The sequence below is a fragment of the Spirosoma luteolum genome, from assembly GCF_054778875.1.
In genome coordinates this window covers 18,968-32,241 of record NZ_BAAGZE010000007.1, presented here as the reverse complement: position 1 = coordinate 32,241, position 13,274 = coordinate 18,968, and the positions used below count along the sequence as shown (strand labels likewise).

General features: G+C 46.4%; 15 protein-coding genes. All 15 read right to left on the bottom strand.

Annotated features, from left to right (window positions below):
• Positions 1 to 17: 17 nt before the first annotated feature.
• Positions 18 to 1,514, bottom strand: a complete 1,497-nt coding sequence (locus tag ACYVAC_RS13670; protein WP_461098255.1) for a protein kinase domain-containing protein — start codon at positions 1,512 to 1,514, stop codon at positions 18 to 20.
• Positions 1,492 to 3,174 (bottom strand): PP2C family serine/threonine-protein phosphatase, encoded by a 1,683-nt coding sequence (locus ACYVAC_RS13665; RefSeq protein ID WP_461098254.1) that lies wholly within the window; start codon positions 3,172 to 3,174, stop codon positions 1,492 to 1,494. Before ACYVAC_RS13665 ends, ACYVAC_RS13670 begins: the two co-directional genes overlap by 23 nt.
• Positions 3,171 to 4,235, bottom strand: coding sequence for a TerY-C metal binding domain-containing protein (locus tag ACYVAC_RS13660; RefSeq protein ID WP_461098253.1), 1,065 nt, complete (start codon positions 4,233 to 4,235; stop codon positions 3,171 to 3,173). The genes ACYVAC_RS13665 and ACYVAC_RS13660 overlap by 4 nt, the downstream gene beginning before the upstream one ends.
• A 16-nt stretch (positions 4,236 to 4,251) precedes the next feature.
• A complete protein-coding gene (locus ACYVAC_RS13655) occupies positions 4,252 to 4,890 on the bottom strand; it encodes a vWA domain-containing protein (protein ID WP_461098252.1) in 639 nt (212 codons plus the stop codon).
• Positions 4,887 to 5,720 (bottom strand): phosphoribosyltransferase family protein, encoded by an 834-nt coding sequence (locus tag ACYVAC_RS13650; RefSeq protein ID WP_461098251.1) that lies wholly within the window; start codon positions 5,718 to 5,720, stop codon positions 4,887 to 4,889. The genes ACYVAC_RS13655 and ACYVAC_RS13650 overlap by 4 nt, the downstream gene beginning before the upstream one ends.
• Complete coding sequence (locus tag ACYVAC_RS13645) at positions 5,713 to 6,414, bottom strand: HAD family hydrolase (RefSeq protein ID WP_461098250.1); 702 nt, start codon at positions 6,412 to 6,414, stop codon at positions 5,713 to 5,715. The genes ACYVAC_RS13650 and ACYVAC_RS13645 overlap by 8 nt, the downstream gene beginning before the upstream one ends.
• Positions 6,414 to 6,731 carry a hypothetical protein gene (locus ACYVAC_RS13640; RefSeq protein ID WP_461098249.1) on the bottom strand — a complete coding sequence of 106 codons (318 nt, stop codon included), beginning with the start codon at positions 6,729 to 6,731 and terminating at the stop codon, positions 6,414 to 6,416. The genes ACYVAC_RS13645 and ACYVAC_RS13640 overlap by 1 nt, the downstream gene beginning before the upstream one ends.
• A gap of 83 nt (positions 6,732 to 6,814) precedes the next feature.
• Complete coding sequence (locus ACYVAC_RS13635; protein WP_461098248.1) at positions 6,815 to 7,369, bottom strand: TerD family protein; 555 nt, start codon at positions 7,367 to 7,369, stop codon at positions 6,815 to 6,817.
• A 15-nt stretch (positions 7,370 to 7,384) separates the two neighbouring features.
• Positions 7,385 to 8,020, bottom strand: coding sequence for a vWA domain-containing protein (locus tag ACYVAC_RS13630; RefSeq protein WP_461098247.1), 636 nt, complete (start codon positions 8,018 to 8,020; stop codon positions 7,385 to 7,387).
• On the bottom strand, positions 8,017 to 8,649 hold the full coding sequence (locus ACYVAC_RS13625; protein ID WP_461098246.1) for a TerD family protein: 633 nt from the start codon (positions 8,647 to 8,649) through the stop codon (positions 8,017 to 8,019). The genes ACYVAC_RS13630 and ACYVAC_RS13625 overlap by 4 nt, the downstream gene beginning before the upstream one ends.
• Before the next feature lie 92 nt (positions 8,650 to 8,741).
• Positions 8,742 to 9,302 (bottom strand): TerD family protein, encoded by a 561-nt coding sequence (locus ACYVAC_RS13620; RefSeq protein WP_461098245.1) that lies wholly within the window; start codon positions 9,300 to 9,302, stop codon positions 8,742 to 8,744.
• 372 nt (positions 9,303 to 9,674) lie between these two features.
• Entirely contained in the window at positions 9,675 to 10,337 is a 663-nt protein-coding gene (locus tag ACYVAC_RS13615) for an IS5 family transposase (RefSeq protein WP_461098244.1), read from the bottom strand.
• 288 nt (positions 10,338 to 10,625) lie between these two features.
• The gene (locus ACYVAC_RS13610) at positions 10,626 to 10,883 is read right to left on the bottom strand and encodes a hypothetical protein (RefSeq protein ID WP_461098243.1); all 258 of its coding nucleotides are present in this window, start codon (positions 10,881 to 10,883) and stop codon (positions 10,626 to 10,628) included.
• Positions 10,884 to 10,886: 3 nt separating this feature from the next.
• A complete protein-coding gene (locus ACYVAC_RS13605; RefSeq protein WP_461098242.1) occupies positions 10,887 to 11,624 on the bottom strand; it encodes a hypothetical protein in 738 nt (245 codons plus the stop codon).
• Positions 11,621 to 13,174, bottom strand: coding sequence for a hypothetical protein (locus ACYVAC_RS13600; RefSeq protein WP_461098241.1), 1,554 nt, complete (start codon positions 13,172 to 13,174; stop codon positions 11,621 to 11,623). The genes ACYVAC_RS13605 and ACYVAC_RS13600 overlap by 4 nt, the downstream gene beginning before the upstream one ends.
• Between the last annotated feature and the right edge of the window lie 100 nt (positions 13,175 to 13,274).

Sequence of the window (13,274 nt, the reverse complement as noted above, 5' to 3'; positions counted from 1 at the left end):
AAAAACAGGAGTGTGTATTAATTGGCCACTAACTGCACAACGGCTAACCGCCCACCAGTTTCTTTGGAAAGCAGAATTTGCTGTCCGTCTCGCAACTCGAGCATTTGCCCCACGGGAATCACTTTTTTCTGATCCACATCGGTGAGGTCTGGTAAGGCTTGATTTACTAAAACCCACCGCCCTTGATGAAACACAAAATAGCCCACTGGTTTACGTTGAGTGTCAATAAGACGCTCGTTGGGGAAAATAAGGTTGTTGGCGTGCCAAGCGTAGATATACTGATTACTGTAGACCATCAGCCGGTGATTGTCGGGTTTGAAACTCCCTGGCGTTCGGGCTGAGTAGAGGTTCAATATGGGTAGTTGGCCCTGGAAAGGTGTTCCGCAGAATGGACAGACTGGTTTGGTCGTATTGTCAAATACAAACCATTTCTGTTCACAATCTGCGTTTTGACAGGGTTGCAACAGATCAATAGTTTTTACTAATGCCTGCTCCCATTCGTCTGCTGTTGGACGCAAGATTGGGTTGTGCAATCCATCAATAAACGCTTTGTCAAAAAGCGTTTTCAAATATGGCCCAGTAATCGTGTAAGGACGCTTTGACGGATCGGCCCAAGGTAAGTAGCTAGGCTTTACATCTTTTAGATTCGGCCGATTCGTATTGTTCGTAGGGTGTTCAATGAATAGAGCCTTGCTACCCATCGATAGTTCTTCATCCTTCTGCGGGTCGGAGTCGTACACTTTTCCTCCACGCAGGGGATGACGGTAAAGCAGATACATGTAGATCAATACGGCCAATGCGTGGAGATCCGTAGCACGGGAAGGGAGTTTACGATTGGGGTCGTCCTTAGCTAGTATACTACTAGCCATAACCTCTGGGGCGATAAAATCAGGCGTGCCAACCACGTCAGGCGGGTATTTACCCGGGACTACTAGCCCGTCTATATCTATGATTGCCGCCCCACCCGTAACGGGATCGACTAATACGTTTTTGTATGACAAATCAGAATGAGCAAGCCCTGCTGCATGCATACGGCGTACTGCCCGGCTTAATAAGATACCGATACGTAGATACTGCATCCAGTTACCACGTTCGCGAGTGTCCAGAAACTTATTCTGATTATTGGCAGAAGCGAACCACTTACCCTCTTTCTCCTTGCCCTTTATCCCTAAGAAATCGTTGTTTTTCGAGCCGTACTGGAAAAAAAATTGCTTCGGATATGTTGGAGCGACTAGTCCCAGCCGCCCGTTGTATTCAACTACTTTGGTTGGCCAGCAAAATTTATCTTTCCAATACTCTCCGCCGACTTGGTTATAAATACGATCGCGATACGAACCAGCAATATTTAGCAACCGGTCTTTAGCATTAAAGTCCTGTTTGTCACGGAAAAAGGCTACTACATAAGTGCGGTCAGGGCTAAAATAGACGTCTTTCATCCCGCCTGACCCAATTACTTCGTCAACAAACTCTATGTCGGAGCCGTCGAGGGCTTTAATACGAATGGTTGTGGGCATGAGGGTATAGAATTGCAATGGTACGGTCGTCATGATTGCCTGGCGACCAGAATGTAAGCCATTCCTGAAGTTGGTCTGGCGCTATGGTATTGCTAAGCGAAACATTTGAGGTAATGTCGCTCCAGAGTTCAGTCCATTTTTCAGTCTTCGCTAGATTACTATCTGTTTGAAATTTTGGATCTGTTACGCCGTCTGTCATCAGAATAACGGCGGTGAGATCAGGAACGTAGGTGAAGCGAAAACGGGCAAAGAAATTGTCTTTGAATATCTCTGGCATGGTCAGAAACCGAGTTTGCCCAGCGTATTCGCCACCGTCCGGCGTGTTCAGCAGAACAACTTCCTTCCCGGCTCTATATATACCGATGCCCCCATCGCCTACACCGAATCCCCCTACGACCCAACCGCTACAGATTGGCTTTGCTAGTACTGCAAGCAGAGTGGTCGCAAAATCCTTGGTCGCTGCTCCGGCAATCTGGGCTTCGGCTTCAATAGCTTTATAGGCTGCAAGTGCCGCGTTGCCCAACAGCGAATAAAGCTGTCTTCGTAGTTGTCCTTCCACAGTATCTGACGGTCCTGTTGCCTGTTGTTCAGCCAAATCAGACAAGTTGATCCAGTCTTCTTCCGTAACATTCGTGTTTAGATATGTCGTCAGTATGTCACAAGCCACCTGCGCCCCCCGTCGGGCGTAGCGGGCTGAACCGGCTCCATCGGCTACTGCTAACAAATGCCAATCAGGTCCAATGCTTGTCAGCAAAAAATCATCGTCGCGGAATGTACCTTCATGGGCGTGAGATCGTCCCCGCACACTTGCTCCGAGCAGAAGCGCACCGCTGGTTTGTATAGAGCTGTGAGCTGTGTCAGGTCTATGGTAGCGATCCATTGTATCGCTGGGTAGATTTTTCCAGAGCGAACGAGGATCTGGATTGACTAGCAACAGCACTTGTCTGCGCAACGCCGGGCGGTTCAACTCTTCACTTTGTGGGCGGTAGCTTAATTCGTAAGTGAATTCGCCTGCTATTGTAGGATTACCGCTGAGCGTTTGTGTAGTGTCTTCATACGTGAGCCCACTCGATGCATCAACGGTTAGAGAATGCTCGGCTAAAGGTGGAAAACCCAAAGCCATAAAATCAAATGTATAACTGTATGGCTTACCCACCGTCGCATTCGGGATCGTTATGGTTCGTTGCGATACGGGTGAGTTAAGTTGTTGCGTGGGCTGCATACGCACAGAGTCGTCAGCTAGTTTAGTTGGTTGGATCGTGTCTTGTGTTTCGCTTACCATCTCGATGGACCTAGATGGCTCTGCTGATGGCAGTGAAAGTGGGGCAGCCTCCGGTTCGACAGTGGACTCATCGGCGCTAAATAAATCAGTGCTCGGTGTTAATATCGTTTTATTCGCGTCGTTGTTAAGTCCACCCATCAGCGGTGCTTCTATAGACTCATTGGCAGGTGAGATCGGTATAATCGTGTCATCTGTCGATGTCTCATATAGTTCGTTCGTAGCGGACCAAAGCTTTTCGAGTTGACTGATTATGCACTCAGCCTCGTTTAACAGTGCTGATACATCGGGGCGAGTAAAGAAAGCGTTTCGCTGTTCAGATGTTGCGATTTCAGGCAAATATGCTGTCAGAACGTCGCGTAGAGTTTGTTGTTGGCTCATCCGGCAGAACGATTTACGTTGGCGTTTCCGTCACCAAAGCCAAGCTGCATATCACGGCGGCACCAAGGACAATTTGAAACGGCTTCGTCACCTGTGCAGAACAACTTGCCGCAGGCGCAAAGGCTAAATCCATACCGGTTGCCACAGTGTGGACAACTTGGGAAACCAACCAGCTCATCGGTGCTTATCTGTGCGTTGGTCTCACGCTCATTCGATAGTTCGAAGTAGTCGTTATCAATGCCATACGCGCCCAATAGACGGTATTCTCGCGTCTGAGCTTCTACTCCAAGATGGGCCAGTACATCATCGCCTGGGCGTTGACTAAGGCCATATTTAATCAGGTATGGCTTCCGAGTTTTCTGGCATTTACCTGTAATTACGGCGTAGCGGTCGTCGATTGGCCGACGGTTATGAATGGATGAAAAATCTACCTTTTTTAGTACGTCCTCCCCAACCTTAGATAAGTTAATTCCGTCCCCCTGACCACTGTTGACCGCGATACTCGATGATTTTACTGACTGCGAGATCCAGCGAAAAAATTTCACGTACGATGCTGAGTCGGTATCATTGAACGTAAAAACGTAGTCGGTCAAATCTGCAAGTGCACGAGTATCAACGTCCTCTCCAAAACCAATCGCTACCATGTGTACTCGGTTTTTAAAGCGCGTTTTCCACTCATACAGCGCTGCTGAATAATCATCGGTTGGTACGCCGTCTGTGAGTAGGAATACCAATGGTTTCCAATCACCTTTGGTTTGTGTCGTAGCCTGTACTACCTGCTTGCTTATATCGTCCATCAGCGTGTAGAGAGCCTCGCCAAGTGAGGTGCCCGCTCCAATGGGTAACCGGGGCGGGTAAAACTGAGGTAACTCGATCAATGGCGCGATTCGGCGGGCTTTTCCCGCGAAAACGATTAGTGAGACATAGACGGTTTCAAGAGCATAGGGATCAGTACGTAGATCACGCACAATGGTGTTGATCCCTTCCTGAACCCGATCAATAGGATCTCCCGCCATCGATTCTGAGACGTCGATGAGAAAGTAAAGTGGTAAGCGTCGCATAGGGTGTGGTTTGTGGCTAAATGACTATGTGCACTTCTGGCGGTGGTGGGGGCAGCACTGACTCGGCAGTCGTACCGACACTGCGATTGCCAACACTAACGGAGGCTGATACCCATTTAAAGAATTGCATGAATGTGGCTCGGTCCGTAGTATCGAGATGAAACACGTTTGTGGTTAACTCCTGTAAGAAACTGTCTTTAGCCTTTGGTCCTGCTGCGCAGGCTACGATGTTACCGAAGTTACGGCGCTGGACTTGGGGAATCATCTCGCGATATTTCATCAAGTCAGATGGGCTACCGTCGGTCATGATAAATAGAAGCGGCATCCAATCACCTTTCTGGTCCGCGGTTGTACGGAGAATCTCACTGTCTACCTTTTTGCAAAGTAACTCCAGTGCTTCACCAAGATGTGTGGGACCGGATTCGGGCGTGATGATATCGGGAAGTTGCAGTGTTTCAAGTTCAGTTAGGGGCAACACTTGTTTTACCTCCCGGTCGAAGGTAATAAGACTCAGATGAACGGACTCAAGAGCGAAAGGATCCTGACGCAACGTAGCCATCATAGTCTGTAAGCCTACCTTTACTGATTCAATGGGTTCGCCCCGCATTGAGCCAGATGTATCAATGAGCAAGTAAACGGGTAGGCGACGACTCATGCTTCCAGATATTGAGTTTGATTGACAAGTTGACTCACAATGTGTAGAGTAGGACTGTATTCAGCTATCTGATGATAGCGATTACCCAGCGCCATATCGTACAACTCGTTTAGAAATTCATCAGGAACTGATTCTAGGAATGGTTGAGAACTGATAGGTGGTTGATTTAAAATGTATTTAACTAGCCGTGTATTGATGCAAAACTTACCCGATCTAATAATAGGGAGTAAGTCGGCGAGACCATTAACGGCATAGTAGTTCAAGTAGTTTTCGATGTTAGGATGAGTTCTGTCATCGACTAACTCGCCGTAGTAGACAAAGACACTCGAATTCGTCAGACCATAATGTGCCATCATACGTTCTATAACCGCTTGATGGCTGCCGGTAATACGTATGTCATCGATAAAAATAAGCCGCTTACCAGTCAATAGAGCCGGATCAACCCAGAAGGTATCGTTACCAATCAACCTTAATCGTTCCTCACGCGTTAGATTGCCATAATCGTCACGGTATGTGATACTACGGCTGATTTTGACGGAGTCGGCAACATCCCGCCCTTGTTCCGCAAACGCTCGATTAAGCTCACGTAGAAAAGACTGAGCCATCCAGTAAGAAGCCGTCGGAATACACGAATATGGGCTAGGTAGCACTACCAGTGGCTCTGTATATAGTGATCCGGGTACGTAACTCGTTAGAAAGCCCCGAGCGAGTTCTTGACCAAAACGTTGGGCAATTTTCCCATCGCCAAATTTAAAGCGGCTATAGTCGGCAGGGGCAAATCCAATGGTATGGTGATTGGTAAACCGATGAAGTGCGTACCGGTCAGTCATGCAGCAATTGAGTAAAGTTCGGTTGATTCGGATTGATCAGCAGTGCACTAAGGCCAGCGTTGGTGGCTCCAGCAACATCAGCCACCGGATTATCACCAACGTGAAGTATGGTCGCCGGCTGTAGCCTGTTGCTTCGATAGATTGGCAACTGCTGTGCTTCTTGGCAAATAAGTGCGTAAAAAGCCGGATTAGGTTTTGACAGCGTTACCTCGTCGGAATAGAGTTGAAATTGGAATAATCTACCGATACCTACCGAATGGAAAAAGGCCCGCAAGTGCGTCCCTAGTATAATCCCCGTGTTGCTGAGCACTGATAGTGTAGCTCCGCTCTGTCGCAATGTTTCAAGCACGTGGAGCAACTGCTCATCCGTCAGGTGAGGTGGATATGCTCGAAACAACTCAGCCAATTCGCCTTCGATCCGAGCCACTCGTTCAGGTGTTATATGGCGAAGGTCAGCACCGAGCCGATGAGCCATTAGCAAGCAGAGTTCGAGCGAGTAGATATTGCGTCCGACCAGTTCGTTAATGCGCGTGCAGGTCACATCTACTTCTTTCACTCGCTCATCCACGTCAGCCAATGACAGACCATGAGGATTAAAATGATCGGCGAACCAGACTGTTCTGGCCTGGCGAAAGGCTGGGTTTGAACGGATCAATGTTAACCAGACATCAAACGAATAGTGGCGGTACCGCATCAGATACCAGAAACAGCCATAGTTACCTCGTTTGTGACATCCATACCACCACGCAGGTTTTTATAGAGAGCCCCGATAGTATAGACAGGACCCCAAGGAATGCCCCACCAGCCCATGATTGCGCTCAGTATAGTATAGCTCATGCCTTTTCTGATTGCGCTTTCGCCGGGTCGGATAAAATGGATATCGCTGCTTTGTCGAAACGTCATGAAGACGATAGAAATGCAGTATTGGTATATCACGAAGCGAGCACCATGCATTAGCATATGGTTTATATCTTGTTCCGACAAGCCATCGGTACCTTTAATTTTTGCCATGAACTTAGTGAAGGTTGCGTGTAGAATAACACATCGTCGAACTGCGCAATACGTACTGCATCAGCCCAACGACGTATCAGCAATCAGTTGTACTTGTTCAGAAAATACTCTAGTCCACCCTTGTATCCAGAACCAATAGCTTCAAACTTCCATTCATCACCCCTCTTATAGAGTCGACCGAATTCGACCGCAGTTTCAACAGAGAAATCTTCATCAAGGTCGTACTTCATTAACTCGGTACCTGAAGCGGGGTCAATAACACGAATAAAGGCATTACGTACCTGACCAAAGTTTTGCCGACGTACATCACCATCATGAATTGTAACGACAATGCAGATCTCTTGCGCGCTGGCGTCAATGCGGCTCAAATCGATTTGGATTGTTTCGTCGTCACCGTCTCCTGCACCTGTAGTGTTATCTCCGGAGTGAATTACGGCTTCGTTAGGATCTTTGGCGTTATTGTAGAAAACAAAGTGGTTGTCAGACAGTAGTTTGGCATTACTATTTAGAACAAACACAGATGCATCGAGGTCAAACGCAGCCCCCGTATCGAAAGCATTAGTATCCCAACCAAGGCCGACAGTGAATTTTTGCTGAGACAGCGATGCCCGCTGTCCCTTTTGTAAGTTGATAGCCATAGAGATTGAGACTATTTACATAACGACGTTTACTTCGGGTGGTGGTGGTGGTAATTCGCTTAGACCACCAACTTCCTTATTTCCTTCCACCTTTTGACTACCCATACTGATTGACGCCGAGACCCATTTAAAGAAGGCTTTAATTGTACTGGAATCAGCAGTATCTAATTGTACAACAACCTCTGTAATCTGTTGAAGTGTCTTTGTGTCTATACCTTGCCCCGCTGCGCAGGCCACAATCATGCCTGTCTTACGCTTTTTCAATTCGGTTAGTCCTCGCTTATAATCGTCAGTAGGCATACCATCGGTCATAAGGAAGACGAGCGGTTTCCAATCACCCTTTGTATCAGAGGTTGTCTTTTGCACCTCGGAGTCAATTTTCTGGGCTAGCAGGGCTAGTGCTTCTCCTAGAGATGTGGTGCCAGTAGCTTTAATGACGGGCATCTGAAACACCGATAACTCAGAAAGTGGCACTACTTGTCGCGCTGAACTATCGAATGTAATCACACTCAAATAGGCGGTTTCAAGAGCGTAGGGATCTTGACGAAGCGTTGAGACTAGCACTTGTACACCATTCTTAACGGCTTCAATAGGTTCTCCACTCATAGAGCCGGATGTGTCGAGCAGAAGGTAGACTGGAAGGCGTCTCATGCGCGTTGGGGTAAATAGTTTTGGAGAAGATGAACAAATAGGTCTGTCTGGTAAGGATTCCCTAAGGCGCGGAACTTCCAGACACCATCTTTCCGATAAACTTCAGCAAAGACCATTGAACACATACCGTTATACGTAGCATCGCCAGACAAACTGAATCGTGCCATTTCAGAACCCCGGGCATCAACAGCGCGGATGTAAGCGTTTTGTACCATACCAAAATGCTGTTTATTCTGCTGCCCTTGGTATATACAAACTAGAAAAACAATCTTCTGATAGCGTGCATCAAGTGTATTAAGCTTTACAACTATTTGTTCGTCATCGCCATCACCGGCTCCTGTGCGGTTATCGCCAGTGAGCCATACTTGCCGAGTCGGGTGTTGCATATTATTAAAGAAAATGACGTCGCCACCTTGTAACTTTTCGTTGCCAAGCATAGCTACCTTATCATTAGTATCTAGCAAGAATGCTATTGCATCTAGGTCATAATCTTTGTTAGAGCCTAGCAGACTACCAAAGAGGCCGCCTGTCTTTTTGATATCCCATCCAAGACCAATGGTCACTGTCGATAGGTCGTACTGATTCTTTTCCAGACTTATTGTCTGGCCTTTTTGCAAATTAATTGCCATGATAGGAAAGGAGATTACTGGGTGTAGAAAGATAATTGCGTTGATGAATACACTTAGATAGCGACTTTCCAGTGAAAAAGGCGTTTCAAAAGCTATCCTTGGTAGTATTTGTCAACGAGGGTCTGTAGACCCCCTGTGTAGCCGCGGCCTATTGCCTCGAACTTCCAAATACCATTACGACGATAAAGACGCCCGAACTCAACGGCCGATTCAATCGAAAAGTCTTCATCGAGTTCATATTTCGCGATTTCATCGTTGGTATTAGCGTCATAGATGCGAATAAAGGAGTTTCGCACCTGTCCAAAATTCTGTCGTCGGGCTTCGTAATCGTGAATTGACACAGCAAAGATCAACTCTTCAATACGTGATTCAATGCTCGTCAAATCGACTGTTACCGTTTCGTCATCCCCGTCGCTGTTGCCTCCGGTTCGGTCATCCCCTGAACTTTCGACCGCCCCATCGGGAGATTGTGGATTATTGTAGAAGACGAAGTGCTCGTCGGTAGGGATTTTTCCAGAACTCCCTAACATGAAACAGGATGCATCAAGATCAAAATCAGGGCCGGTTGCATTGTTGGGATCCCAACCGAGGCCAACCCCTACCTTTGAGAGGCCAATATCGACTCGTTGGCCTTTTGTTAAGTTAATAGGCATTAAAGTATGGTATGGTTGTAATTGACATGCAAAGTAGTAAACTATAAATATCTAACCATGTAGCTCTCGCTGTCTTTTTAAAACTAACATAGGTTTGGTGGCTAAAAGTAGAAACTCATGTTACGGGCTAGAAGTAAACATACGACTTTGGGCAGAAAACCCGAAGCATGTTACTGCATGCAGCTGACGCGATCAATGACTCACTAACATACTGATGTCATTTTGCGCATGGCAACTAGTTTGCTTGCGCAACCAGTTATTAAAGTGTTCATTATCAGTGCGGTGTGATTAATTGCCCAAGACGAGTTTAAGAGTGTGTTGGGGAATTAACTTTTGTCTTCTCGCTGAATTCGCTGTAACATGATCTGAATGTTAGCCAAATACAGCCAACTTACCGAAGAAGATACCGCAACGGCGGACAGTGGTGTACTCGTAGTCTTTAACAACCCGCCGGAAGTAATTCGTCCAGGCAATACTCCGTTCAACGACCCATCGCTTGGCAACCGGTACAAAGCCTCTGGCTGATTCAGGTCGGGAAGCTTTCTCAAAACCGATGCTCCAGTTAGCTAGCTCGGTAGCAAATACCCCATTATACGACTGATCGCCGAAGACCTTTTCCAGTCGCTGCCCACAACGCCAAAAAATGCTGCTTACAGGCGGAAGGGCCAGGGTGCCATCAGCCCGATTGGCCGCGTCGACATCGGCAAGCCATAAGCGTCCCTGCGTGTCAACAACAAAAGTACGCTTGCGTCCATTGACGCGTTTGTGTGCATCCATCCCTCGGTATTCTCCACTCATTGGTAATAGTTTAACCGATTGTGAATCAATGCATAGCACTGAAGGAAACGAGTCTCGTCCCTGTTGCTGTCGATCAAGTTGGTTCAGTTTGGCATTTATCTGCTCGAAGAGACCAGCCCGTTTCCACTGATCGAAATAGTAATAGACGGCTTGCCAGGGTAACCAGTCAGGGTGAATATTACGCCACTGACTGCCGGTGCGCAACAACCATAAAATACAGTCGAGAATCTTACGCAACTCGTGGCTGCGTTTGCGTTGAAGGTTGAAAAAAGGCGAACCGGGTCGCCGGAGCGATTGCGGCCCACTGGTAATCGGTCATCGGACCGCCGAAGCGGTGGCCTCCACTGTTTGGTCATGACTTTGTTGTTTGGCGACTACAAAGTTGACCCCGCTACTAGTTCTTTTCAATTCCCAAACACACTCTTAGCGTCCCAACCGGCGATCAGCCTATCGCGGTGACTTGAACGTACATTAGGGTTTGGATGGATTGATTGCCACCAGAACGACATCAATCAATTGTGGTGGTTACGGCCTCTCGCAAACCGCTTTTTTCTCACCTGTAAATGGGTCTAATTTGGTCACAAGTACAAAACCTGGTGGGCATTTAATCTCCTTTAACGTAAAAAGTGCCAAATCGTCGTCGATATCGTCAGTTAGGTCACCTTTAAATGTCAAGCTGTCCAGTTTAAGTCCTTCCAGTCCTAGCTCATCAAACACCCGTTGAATACCTTCCGCTAATTGCTCCCGTTTTTCTTCGAGCAGTTTTTGGTCTTTTCGTTTCATAACTTATTTTGATTTTTGATTAACATAAATTACTAGCGAACCACCTTCTACATTAATGAGCTTACCATCCGCGTCAAACACCGTCCCAATTAGGGTTAGGTACTGATTTGCAGTAACGGGGCCAGGGCTGTAAATGGCCGAAATTTTTGAGTTGTCGCTTGCTAAACTTTCATTTCTATAAGCCCCTTTCACCAAGGTCTTATCAGCGGTGTAAGCATTCAACTGCACCGTATAGCCCTTCGATACTCCCCCACCACTAGCATTAAACAGCTGCCCGGTTATCTCAACTTCGCTGTCAAAATTATTATAGACCTGAAATGAATTGGCCTTAAGAACCAATTTTGTCGGTACCGACGGGCTAGCAGTTATAGTCTTGGTGATCACATTAAGTCCTTTTCGGTCGGTGAGGTCCATCTGAACGCTCACCGAAATTACCCCTGTTGAGGTTGGGGCGCGGAGTTTAGCCGTAGCGAACAAATCCTTGTTAACCATTTCGGCATCGACACTCAGTTTACTACCATCCTTACTGTCAACCAAAAAACCTTTGTTGGTTTCAAACAACACTTTCCGTTGATCTAGATTGTCTTTAAGGTCAGCTTTAAGCGTAACGATGGACGTACCATCGGCTAGAATAGTCGGATTGTCGACCGTGACATCGAGAATTAGTTGGTCTGTTTGTACGTCCTTTACGCAAGCCAGCGTACTAAAACAAACAAGCAGGTAGAGAGTCAGTTGCTTCATGGGAATAATTTGCCGGTAAGTTTTTGAACGCCATTCGCAATGTCGATATCAAAAGATAATCCCACATAGGGATTAATCGAAGCTTGTTTGGCATTAATGGCTGGATTACTGTTTTGACGCTGCATAATAGCTGTACCAAACGAAAACGACATTTCCCGGATAATCTTGACATTAGCGCCTACCAGCAAGGTAAAATTGCTGGCTAAATCCGAAAACTCGCCCTTGTCGACTTTGCCGAGGGTAACGCCTAAATTAAAGGACAGGCGGTGGAGCAGTTGGTTGTTTAAATATTTATAAGGAACGGATTTATCAATGGGCCTCAAGTAAATACTGGCCCCCAGATACGGCCGGACAATCGTCTCATTTTGTTCATTTCCAATGCCGAAAATAGTAACCAAACCTATTTCAGGAATAACCTGATACGTTCCCCGGGTTTTGATATCAGTAAGTTCATTATTGGCGAGCGCCCAATTCGGGTAGTTAAGATTTTTGTTGCTTTCGATAGCTGACTTTATAAGCGTATACTTTCCTCTGATCAAGTTTCTATTCGCGATCAGATCGTCCGACAAATAGGCTAAGTCAATTTCTATGGTAACTGGCAGTGTTATGCCCGTTCTCACGCCCAGCAGGAGCAGCGTTTTTCGTATTTTTTCAAGGGCTTTTATCGAAGCGTTTAAATTGTCGATTCGTTTTTTTATGTCGTATTCATCGGCAGTGGCGCTCTCTACATTGATCGATACCGTACCGATTAATACGCCAGGGAGCTGACTTTTTTTTACCAACACAGCTAGTGTATTCAATTCAGCAGATACGATTTCAAGGGCACCAGCTTCCGTCAATATTGTTTTCAGATTACTTTCTGTCAAATTATTATAGGTGTGTGATTGAACCTGACTAGCAATCGAGTCGTACTTAGTTTTTAACTGACTATTGAAAAAACTGATGTAGTTAGGGGCGAACGTGCTATCAACGCCTTCAAAATTGAACGTAGTGACCCGTCGTAATTGATCTAGGGCTAGACCTGATAGGCCAAAAACAGGTTTCACCTGCTGTTTCACTTTGGGGGGGATGCTATTCAAACTTATTTCCGCCTGATAAGTTTGGCCTTGGCGAAGCAGCTCATTGACTCGGTAGATGTCGTCTAAAAACTCACCATCAAACTGGTGAGCAAAAAGAATAGCCAGGTTTTTGTTCGGAGGTAAGGCTGGGATGTAGACATCAACACCATCCTTCCGTTTAAATATATTACTCCGTGGTATAAACAAATTTTTAGCAATGGTATTACCATCAGCATCCTTTGCTAACACTAATGATTTGTTGTTCTTTTTTATTCGCCACTCAAGCAGGAATGCAGAAATAATAGACGTTGAGTTACCACCTCTAACTTTAATGATAAATGGCCGGTCGAAGGGCAATGATTCGTTAATCAAATTTGATACTGTATCAACCGCGAGTTGACTTATTTGCTGGGCAACAGCATTCTCTGTCACAAATAGGCCAATCATAAAACCAATAGCCACAGACTTCATCTTCCTTAAGTGTGCCATCATCAATAATAGTATTTATTGAATAATTCTGTTGCCCATAACCCGCTCACGTGGGGTAAACCGCCAACACATCTACCACTTTTATGCTCAGCGCCAAAATCAA

Bases quoted from the DNA above. Each gene is read 5' to 3' on its own strand.
- ACYVAC_RS13670 (WP_461098255.1), bottom strand. From the start codon at position 1,514: ATGCCCACAACCATTCGTATTAAAGCCCTCGACGGCTCCGACATAGAG.
- ACYVAC_RS13665 (WP_461098254.1), bottom strand. From the start codon at position 3,174: ATGAGCCAACAACAAACTCTACGCGACGTTCTGACAGCATATTTGCCT.
- ACYVAC_RS13660 (WP_461098253.1), bottom strand. From the start codon at position 4,235: ATGCGACGCTTACCACTTTACTTTCTCATCGACGTCTCAGAATCGATG.
- ACYVAC_RS13655 (WP_461098252.1), bottom strand. From the start codon at position 4,890: ATGAGTCGTCGCCTACCCGTTTACTTGCTCATTGATACATCTGGCTCA.
- ACYVAC_RS13650 (WP_461098251.1), bottom strand. From the start codon at position 5,720: ATGACTGACCGGTACGCACTTCATCGGTTTACCAATCACCATACCATT.
- ACYVAC_RS13645 (WP_461098250.1), bottom strand. From the start codon at position 6,414: ATGCGGTACCGCCACTATTCGTTTGATGTCTGGTTAACATTGATCCGT.
- ACYVAC_RS13640 (WP_461098249.1), bottom strand. From the start codon at position 6,731: ATGGCAAAAATTAAAGGTACCGATGGCTTGTCGGAACAAGATATAAAC.
- ACYVAC_RS13635 (WP_461098248.1), bottom strand. From the start codon at position 7,369: ATGGCTATCAACTTACAAAAGGGACAGCGGGCATCGCTGTCTCAGCAA.
- ACYVAC_RS13630 (WP_461098247.1), bottom strand. From the start codon at position 8,020: ATGAGACGCCTTCCAGTCTACCTTCTGCTCGACACATCCGGCTCTATG.
- ACYVAC_RS13625 (WP_461098246.1), bottom strand. From the start codon at position 8,649: ATGGCAATTAATTTGCAAAAAGGCCAGACAATAAGTCTGGAAAAGAAT.
- ACYVAC_RS13620 (WP_461098245.1), bottom strand. From the start codon at position 9,302: ATGCCTATTAACTTAACAAAAGGCCAACGAGTCGATATTGGCCTCTCA.
- ACYVAC_RS13610 (WP_461098243.1), bottom strand. From the start codon at position 10,883: ATGAAACGAAAAGACCAAAAACTGCTCGAAGAAAAACGGGAGCAATTA.
- ACYVAC_RS13605 (WP_461098242.1), bottom strand. From the start codon at position 11,624: ATGAAGCAACTGACTCTCTACCTGCTTGTTTGTTTTAGTACGCTGGCT.
- ACYVAC_RS13600 (WP_461098241.1), bottom strand. From the start codon at position 13,174: ATGATGGCACACTTAAGGAAGATGAAGTCTGTGGCTATTGGTTTTATG.